This window comes from Solibacillus merdavium, assembly GCF_014836935.1.
GTDB classification, from domain to species: Bacteria; Bacillota; Bacilli; order Bacillales_A; family Planococcaceae; genus Solibacillus; species Solibacillus ferritrahens.
Map to the genome: position 1 here is coordinate 191,349 of NZ_JACSPW010000006.1, position 8,053 is coordinate 199,401.

9 protein-coding genes are annotated in these 8,053 nt (G+C 33.1%); 5 read left to right on the forward strand and 4 right to left on the reverse strand.

Annotated elements, in window-relative coordinates; translation table 11 throughout:
• Positions 1 to 121: 121 nt before the first annotated feature.
• Positions 122 to 1,096 carry a quinone oxidoreductase family protein gene (locus H9632_RS08470; protein ID WP_191703689.1) on the reverse strand — a complete coding sequence of 325 codons (975 nt, stop codon included), beginning with the start codon at positions 1,094 to 1,096 and terminating at the stop codon, positions 122 to 124.
• A 75-nt stretch (positions 1,097 to 1,171) separates the two neighbouring features.
• Positions 1,172 to 1,741 carry a TetR/AcrR family transcriptional regulator gene (locus tag H9632_RS08475; protein WP_191703672.1) on the reverse strand — a complete coding sequence of 190 codons (570 nt, stop codon included), beginning with the start codon at positions 1,739 to 1,741 and terminating at the stop codon, positions 1,172 to 1,174.
• A 487-nt stretch (positions 1,742 to 2,228) separates the two neighbouring features.
• Between H9632_RS08475 and H9632_RS08480 the strand changes: the two genes are divergently transcribed.
• From H9632_RS08480 to H9632_RS08495, 4 genes are all read left to right on the forward strand, one after another.
• Positions 2,229 to 3,071 carry a sialate O-acetylesterase gene (locus tag H9632_RS08480; protein ID WP_191703673.1) on the forward strand — a complete coding sequence of 281 codons (843 nt, stop codon included), beginning with the start codon at positions 2,229 to 2,231 and terminating at the stop codon, positions 3,069 to 3,071.
• Positions 3,068 to 3,604, forward strand: coding sequence for a PadR family transcriptional regulator (locus tag H9632_RS08485; protein WP_191703674.1), 537 nt, complete (start codon positions 3,068 to 3,070; stop codon positions 3,602 to 3,604). The genes H9632_RS08480 and H9632_RS08485 overlap by 4 nt, the downstream gene beginning before the upstream one ends.
• A 578-nt stretch (positions 3,605 to 4,182) precedes the next feature.
• On the forward strand, positions 4,183 to 4,746 hold the full coding sequence (locus H9632_RS08490) for a TetR/AcrR family transcriptional regulator (protein WP_191703675.1): 564 nt from the start codon (positions 4,183 to 4,185) through the stop codon (positions 4,744 to 4,746).
• A gap of 71 nt (positions 4,747 to 4,817) precedes the next feature.
• A complete protein-coding gene (locus H9632_RS08495) occupies positions 4,818 to 6,050 on the forward strand; it encodes an MFS transporter (protein ID WP_191703676.1) in 1,233 nt (410 codons plus the stop codon).
• A 466-nt stretch (positions 6,051 to 6,516) separates the two neighbouring features.
• Here the strand turns inward: H9632_RS08495 and H9632_RS08500 are convergent, their stop codons facing one another.
• Positions 6,517 to 7,005: a GNAT family N-acetyltransferase gene (locus H9632_RS08500; RefSeq protein ID WP_191703677.1), complete on the reverse strand. Its 489-nt coding sequence runs from the start codon at positions 7,003 to 7,005 to the stop codon at positions 6,517 to 6,519.
• 140 nt (positions 7,006 to 7,145) lie between these two features.
• Positions 7,146 to 7,301 carry a hypothetical protein gene (locus H9632_RS08505; protein ID WP_191703678.1) on the reverse strand — a complete coding sequence of 52 codons (156 nt, stop codon included), beginning with the start codon at positions 7,299 to 7,301 and terminating at the stop codon, positions 7,146 to 7,148.
• Positions 7,302 to 7,788: 487 nt separating this feature from the next.
• On the opposite strand from H9632_RS08505, the gene H9632_RS08510 reads away from it, so the two are divergent.
• Positions 7,789 to 7,995 carry a helix-turn-helix transcriptional regulator gene (locus tag H9632_RS08510; protein WP_191703679.1) on the forward strand — a complete coding sequence of 69 codons (207 nt, stop codon included), beginning with the start codon at positions 7,789 to 7,791 and terminating at the stop codon, positions 7,993 to 7,995.
• The last annotated feature ends 58 nt before the right edge of the window (positions 7,996 to 8,053 follow it).

Sequence of the window (8,053 nt, forward strand, 5' to 3'; positions counted from 1 at the left end):
AAGAGCTGTACGTCCACTTAAGTCAAATAAAGATTGATCCATATATTCGCTCCTATCTCATAAAAATAAATACTAATCGGTCAGTATGTCGTGCGTAAATAAAGATAATTTTTAAACTTTTTCAGGGTGTAAGAATTAACTTTCCAATTGTTTTTCTCCCTTGGAGTAATTGGTGAACTAGGGGCGCATCTTCTAATCGATAAATACCTCCGATTGTTAATTTAAGCTCTCCGCTATCCACAAAATTCAGTAATTCAGTAAAGCTCCGTCGGTATAATTCAGGCTGACTCATTATTAGTGGTAAAAAGAATCCGATAACGGAATGGTTACGGCGCATAAGCTGACTAGCATCAAGTGTTGACATTTCACCACTCGCTCTACCAAATATCACCAAACGCCCGAATGGTGCTAGGCATTTAAATGTCTTTTCAAAAATATCTCCACCAACCATTTCAAGTGCTATATCGACACCTTTTCCTCCAGTAAATTCTCGTACTTTTTCTTCCCATCCTGGTTCCGTATAATTCACAAGGTAATCTGCACCTAAACTCTTTGCATGTAAAAGTTTTTCCTCATTACTAGCTGTTGCAATAACTTTGCCCGCTCCAAATAATTTTGCTAATTGTACCGCAAGTGCCCCGACACCACCCGCAGCTGCATGGACAAGAACAGTTTCACCTTTTTCTAGACGTCCCATTGTCTTTAAAATGTGGTACGCCGTTTGTCCTTGTAAAGGCAGCGCTACAGCATCCGAATATTCAACACCATTTGGTATTTCTGTAAGCGCCATTTCATGCACGCTAACAAATTGTGCGTAAGCCCCTGACTCTATAAGTGACACAACGCGCATACCAGGCTTTAATCTTTTTACATCTTTCCCAATCGCAACTACTTCACCTGCTACCTCTGCACCCGGTATAAACGGCAGTTTTGTCGGAACAACGTACTTCCCTTCTCTTCTAGCAGTATCTGCATAGTTTACTCCGATAGCCTTTACTTCGATTAATACCTCTTGGTCACCAATTTCAGGTCTTTCAATGTCTATCAAATTTAAAACATCTGGGCCCCCATATTCTGTGAATTGAATGGCTTTCATTGTTTTGGTTGGAACTGTCGTCATATAATGCCCCCTTTTATAGATTGATATTTAAATAAAATTACAGAAGATACTTCATTCCCCTTTTTGACTTATTCCGTATAAAACAAAGTCCACATACTTCTCCGCTAACTCTTCAACAGACACCTCTCCATCAGGATTAAACCAGTTATAGCTCCAATTGGTAACACCTAAAATGGCCAAGGCGATCAATTTCGGATCTAAATTTTCTCGAAACTCTCCAGATTTAATCCCTTCACTTAGTACATCTACAATATTGACCCGAAATTCTTCTCTTTTTTTCTTAACCTTTTTTGCATTCTCTGGTGTTAAATTCCGCATTTCTCGAAAATAAACACGACCATTTGCTCTTTGCTTCTTAATATCTAGAATAACAAGTGATACGATTCCAATAATCTTTTCGCGGCAATTTTTCGTACTATCCATGATGACTTTTTGTCTGATCAATAAGTCATCAATGTATCTTAGGTGAATTTCCATCAGTAGAATCTCTTTACTCGTAAAATAATAGTAAAAAGTACCTTTCGTAACGCCTAGTAAATCCACAATGTCTTGTATTGAAGTTTCCTTAAATCCTTTTTCCTGAAAAAGTTTAACGCTCTGTTCTGTGATTTTTTCTTTCATCAAGTAACAAATCCTTTCTCTCTACTTACGTTACTTAAGCAACAAAGTACTCTCTTCCCTCACCCAATTCTTCAAATACTGACCGCTCAGTATTATCCAGATAATTAGTTATATGATTTAAAAGTGGTAAATATTAATTTTAATTTTTACTATTAAAGATAAACTTTAGAACCATCACAATTATTTGCATCAGGTAATATACTTTGCGGTGACTTTTATGTGGTATTTAAGAGTACGTTTGATAGCATTTTAGAGAAGATCAAGATTAGTTATGCTTATTAAAGAGATTTTATTTAATAAATTAATTTTTCCTGAATCTCAAATTAAAGTGAGTTGAAATCGGTTGAGAAAGCCTAATACATTTGACAAGGGGGTTGTTGATTCAAAAATTGTGGAATTTACTAGCAATATCGAATTGACGATAGTCTAATTAGACTCTATAATATTGAAGTCTAATTAGACTATTAAGTAAAGGAATGAAAATTAAATGATAAAATCTTTTTTAATGTTGGGGCAATCAAATATGGCAGGGCGTGGTTTCTTACATGAGGTTGAACCCATTTATAATGAAAAAATAAAAATGCTTCGCAATGGTCAATGGCAAATGATGACAGAGCCGATTAATTATGACCGCCCTGTTGCTGGTATAAGCCTAGCAGCCTCTTTTGCAGAAGCATGGTCGAAAGCCAACCCGGATGAAGAAATTGGTTTGATTCCATGTGCGGAAGGTGGAAGTTCCTTAAACGATTGGCATCCTCAAGGTACTCTTTTTAAACATGCTTTGTCCGAAGCTCAATTTGCTCTTGAAACTAGTGAAATTTGTGGCATACTTTGGCATCAAGGTGAAAGTGATAGCCAAAATTCTCTACATGAAACGTACTATGAAAAGCTATCTCTTATCATTGATACTTTACGTAAAGAATTAAACCTCCAAGAAATCCCATTAATCATTGGTGAGCTTGGTGATTTTTTAGGAAAAACAGGTTTCGGAAAATACTCATCAGAGTTTCAGGAAATCAACGAACAATTACGCCGATTCACTCATGAGCAGCAAAATTGTTATTTTGTAACGGCAGAAGGTCTAACTGCCAATCCGGATGGTATTCATTTAAATGCCGTTTCCCAACGGAAATTTGGTTATCGGTACTTCAAAGCATTTTCGGAAAAGTGTCATATCCTAGAGCCTCTTTCGGATGAAAATCAATCAATAAAAGTAAATACTCACCATTCTAAAACTGAACAAATATATATTCATAGTATGAATTTAGCTCTTGGTAAAATCACATACGCTGAATATGAAGTACAAATGGCGAAGGTGATGCAACCTTGATCCCCTTACTTATCCTTGGCTTACTTATTCAAAAGCCTGGCGCTCATGGATACGAACTTTTAAGTCTAATGGAAAAACGACATTATAAATATATCGTGAACTTTACTAAAGGATCCTTCTATTACAATTTGCAACAGCTTGAAGAAAAAGGATTAATTGAACAAACACATCAAATACGTCCAAACAATGGTCGTGAAGTTCACAGCTTTAAAATCACATCTTTAGGCAAAGAAGAATTCGATAAATTAATGGTCAAATATGGGACTAAATCTGAGTATGTAAACTTACAATTCTATGGGGCACTACTCTTTGCAAATGAATTCGATAAAAATAAATTATTAGAATTAATCCAATCACAAATTGATCAAACTGAGGCCAGAATTGCTCTTCTTGATGAATACTTAGCTATTAAAGAATCACCAGGTAATATTGATTATTTTCGCCGCATGAACGAAAATTCCCGTTCTCACCATTTAGTGAACTTAAAATGGTTTAAAGATTTGAAGGCAGATTTAGAAGAAGGTACTGGATGATTAAAAATATACTCCAGACCAAGCAATAAGCGGAGGATTTACCGTTATTTGCAGAACTTTGCTCATTTCGATGAAAATAAGGGAAGAATTTCCCCTTATTTACGTTTAAATCGTTAATTTTTATGGATTTTTAATCAATAGAGGGAATTACTACCCTTATTTTAGTGAATTTTTACTTCATTTTTAAAATAAGGGTAATTTCTCCGTCTATTTTGGTCGCTTAACATGTCTTTTTTCAATATACCACCAAACCTATAATAAATTGGCGATACTTCACATTTCTCAGATGCCCCCTCTCTTTATAGAGTTCCTCTTTCGCAAGTATCTTCCAGGGGGTTGAATATCCTTTGCCCATGTTTATTAAAATAGAGACCCAATATAATAAGCATCATTTTGAATGATGTCATTCTCATCTTTCCAAATGATGATGTTCCCTTTCCCCTTTATCCCATCATTCAAAAACAGCAGGCAATACTAAGACTGAGGTTTTTTTAGTTCTTACGAAATTTATCTTGCATTAATTAAAATCCTCCTTTAATATTAAATTAACCACCGGTCAATTTAATAGGAGGTCTTTTATGGGACGGAAGCAAATCAAAGATACATTATCAAAAGAATTGATTGTAGAAGAAGCAGATCGTCAGTTTTTAGAATTAGATTTCAATAAAGTATCTATGCGCTCTATTGCGAGTGCTTTAGGTTGTACTCATGGTTCCATCTATTACCACTTCCAAAATAAAGAAGAACTTTTTAATGCCGTAATCGAAAAATATTTTACTATGCTTAATCAAATGCTTGAAAACAGTTTAAATCTTGATGCTATTGAAGGTACAAAACAAATATTTATCAACTATATGCAATTTGGTTTAAATAATCAAAGTCAATACGATTTTATGTTTGTACAACACCACGGATTAGAAGATCCTCTTCAGCAGCCTGCTCCAAGAAAAAGTCTCAAAAAATTTATCGATACTATTCAGGAGCTTCATCAAAATAGATTAAAGGAAGATAATATTCACTCTACATTTATTTCTTTACATGGCTTTGTTCTTTATTACAAAGGTAGAATTGAACGCTATGATGACGCAAAAATAGCAGCGAATGCACATGCTGACTTTCTTTTAAAAGCTCTAGTTATCTAGAGTTTTTTTAAAAGAAGAATTGACCACTGGTTAATTAAATGGGTTTTTATAAATACACTATGAGGTGAATAATGTTTAAAAACAGAAAATTTCTTTTATTGTTTTCAGCTACTTTTTTTAGTGCCTTTGGAGATGCAACCTTATTTGTCATTCTATTAAGCATATTGCAATCACTGGGCGGGAATGGAGTAAGTACTTCATTATATTTCATATTTTCTGCTCTTCCTGTATTATTATTCGGTTTACATATAGGTGCATTTGTAGAAAATAAATCATTACAAAAAGTGATGGTTTTTTCTGATATTATCAAGATTCTATTATTGCTTCTTTTCTCTTTATTCAATTTTCTTTATAGCGAGTCTTTACTCACCGTTTTTCTACTAATATTTTTAGTAACAATTAGTAACATCTTTTTTACAACTGCTAGTAATACTTTAATGCCTCATATTGTCGAACAATCACATATACCGACAGCTAATAGTTTCTTCCGAATTATCACTATGACAGCAAAACTACTATCGTATTCGTTTGCTGCTCTACTCTTTAATTTGAATCTAGGTACAAATACAAGCGTAGTAATTGTCATTAGTTTTTATTGTGCTTCTTTTTTTGCAATTATGTTTATTCGACCATCTTTTCGTAATATACATCCATCTATTAAAAATCCCTTATTAATTGATTCGATTAAAGAAGGTCTATCCTATATTAAAAATGATAAAGTTATTTATAGACTGTTTATTGTATTTTTCTTAGGCTGGCTGGTCGGCTCATCAATTGATCTATATTTAATCAATTATTTGAAATTAGTGCTAAATAAAGGTGCTGAAAGCCTATTCCTATTTACAACACCGACATTCGTTGGTATTATCATCGGCTCACTAATAAGCCCCATCTTGTACAAAAAAATAAATAGAAAATACGGTGTTCTATTGTCTCTATTTGCCTTCAGCTTTGCAATTTTATGTTTTGCTTTGCATTTGCCCCTCCCATTACTACAATGTCTTTTAGTTATAGGCGGAGTTTCACAGGGGATTTTAAATATTTTTGTAGTTAGCTATTTACAAACACATGTGGAAAGTACACACCTCGCTAGAGTATTTAGCGTATATAATATCATTTGTGTTGGGGGAGGTATTCCAGGTTATTTATTATTCGGTTATCTAATAGACATGGTAGGTGCGTTATCCTTAGGCTTTATTATATCGGCATATTTATTAATTGTTGGACTTGTCTGCATAACCATTCTTCCCCCTTTAAATGACAAATCTAGAGCTACATTTAATGCAAATGCCAACAATGAATGAAGTAACGTAACCCCTAAAAGTTAAACAAGGTTATTACATTGGCTACTAAAACATTTTGTTGAAACCATTTATAATAAAAATAACCAAAGTCACCTCATTCAATGAAGTGACTTTTGGTAGTAATAGATTGTTATTGTGATTGTAATATATGGTTATTTACAAATGCTTTTATGAAAAATATCTCATCATCATTGGGATTTCTGTTATTTTCTAGCTTGAAGGACTCTATTGCATTTTCTATTAAAGTTGATTTAACCGCGTCACTCGCTACTCTTAACTCTCTCCAAAATGTCGTCATCTCATCTAAATCGCAAATCGATTCATGGCACGTGTAAATAACACATCTTCGTTTTGTACGGTTTCATTCAGAAGTTCTAGATTTCCTTCTAAACGTTCTAGTGTTACTCTCGGTAGAATTGAACCACTACCATTAATACCTTCTGTTCGTTATGAGCTCATTTAATAGCTAATTTTCTGAAACTATTTTCTTTAGTATTAATTCATCCTTTAATGGGATGCCCTCATTACCGATTAAAGGAATAGAAGGTTTTATTTTTCGTGCATTGTTTACAGCATCAGAGATAATTGAAATAATTCTGTAACCTCTTTTTTGGTAAAATTTCAAGGCATTTAAATTATCATTTGTAGTTACTAAACTTACAATCTCTATTCGTTTTTGTTTTGCTATGCTTTCAACTTTTTGGATTAATGCAGAACCAATACCCTTCCCTTCTGAAAGGCTATCGAGTGATATAATTTCTATTTCATTTTCATAATTTTTAATAACATATGTAACTAAACCAATAATCTGGTTATTTTCTTCAAAAATGAAACCAGCCAATTTGTCGCACTGATAAACACCAGAGGAAATGACCATTTCAGAACTTCCCCAATGCTCCCTAAAAAAAGAAACAACCTTTTCTCTATTTTCTTCATTTATTTCTTTTACGCTCATAATAGTTACCCCATCTCCCCATAAAATGATAAACCTTTATTTACTAACCAAAATTTCCGTGTCATTTAGTAAGGATACTTTGAATAATTAAATCCTAATTAATTGTTAATTAGTATAAACCATGATGAATCTTTACGTGACTAAATAATCTTATTATTTTCTTTAATTCCGTAAATAATAAATAATGCCCCCAACAAAAAGAACACAAACCCTTTAGAGAAGCCTATTAGAGTGAAAATAACACCAAGTAATAAATAGCCCGCAATAACGGGATTATTGTAATTAATAGGTTTCATTTTACCATCTCCTTAAATTAAGTTACTTATTATTTCTACGGATTAGTTCCTAAAAAGTTACAAAAATACTCATCCGCAAAGCGACGGAAATATCCACTTGCTGAGATTAAAATAAGCGGAGGTTTTACCGTTATTTGCAGAACTTTGCTCAATTCGATGAAAATAAGGGAAGAATTTTCCCTTATTTACGTTTAAATCGTTAAATTTTATGTTTATTTAATCAATAGAAGGAATTACTACCCTTATTTTAGTGATTTTTTACTTCATTTTTAAAATAAGGGGAATTTCTCCGTTTATTTTGGCTCGTCCTATTCAATTGGGGTTACACACTTGTTTACTCTAATTTTATTTAGGCTAAATTTTGATGAGATGTAAATTTCTTCAAAATTTTATTAAAATAATGTAGTATTTTTCTTACAATATGTATAAAATATATTACAACAGGGAAATTTCTTTTTATAATAAACGTGCTAAGAAGGGGGGAAATATGCTAAAAAATAGAATTTTAATCGGTAGAGCTGAAAAAAAATGGACACAGCAGCAATTAGCAGATGCAGTCGGTGTTAGTCGTCAAACTATTGTGGCTCTGGAACAAAATAAGTACAACCCTTCTTTAGTGTTAGCTTTTAAAATTGCCACGGCACTCGAAAAGGAAATAACAAATATTTTTGAATATAGGGAGCATTCCTGTTAGAAGGATTTTCGGGGACTTGAAAACAAAAAAGCCCTCCTGTATGATGCTTGAGTATCAA

Coding starts and splice junctions, on each gene's coding strand:
- H9632_RS08490 (WP_191703675.1), top strand. CDS start 4,183: ATGGGACGGAAGCAAATCAAAGATACATTATCAAAAGAATTGATTGTA.
- H9632_RS08470 (WP_191703689.1), bottom strand. CDS start 1,096: ATGAAAGCCATTCAATTCACAGAATATGGGGGCCCAGATGTTTTAAAT.
- H9632_RS08505 (WP_191703678.1), bottom strand. CDS start 7,301: ATGAAACCTATTAATTACAATAATCCCGTTATTGCGGGCTATTTATTA.
- H9632_RS08475 (WP_191703672.1), bottom strand. CDS start 1,741: ATGAAAGAAAAAATCACAGAACAGAGCGTTAAACTTTTTCAGGAAAAA.
- H9632_RS08510 (WP_191703679.1), top strand. CDS start 7,789: ATGCTAAAAAATAGAATTTTAATCGGTAGAGCTGAAAAAAAATGGACA.
- H9632_RS08495 (WP_191703676.1), top strand. CDS start 4,818: ATGTTTAAAAACAGAAAATTTCTTTTATTGTTTTCAGCTACTTTTTTT.
- H9632_RS08500 (WP_191703677.1), bottom strand. CDS start 7,005: ATGAGCGTAAAAGAAATAAATGAAGAAAATAGAGAAAAGGTTGTTTCT.
- H9632_RS08480 (WP_191703673.1), top strand. CDS start 2,229: ATGATAAAATCTTTTTTAATGTTGGGGCAATCAAATATGGCAGGGCGT.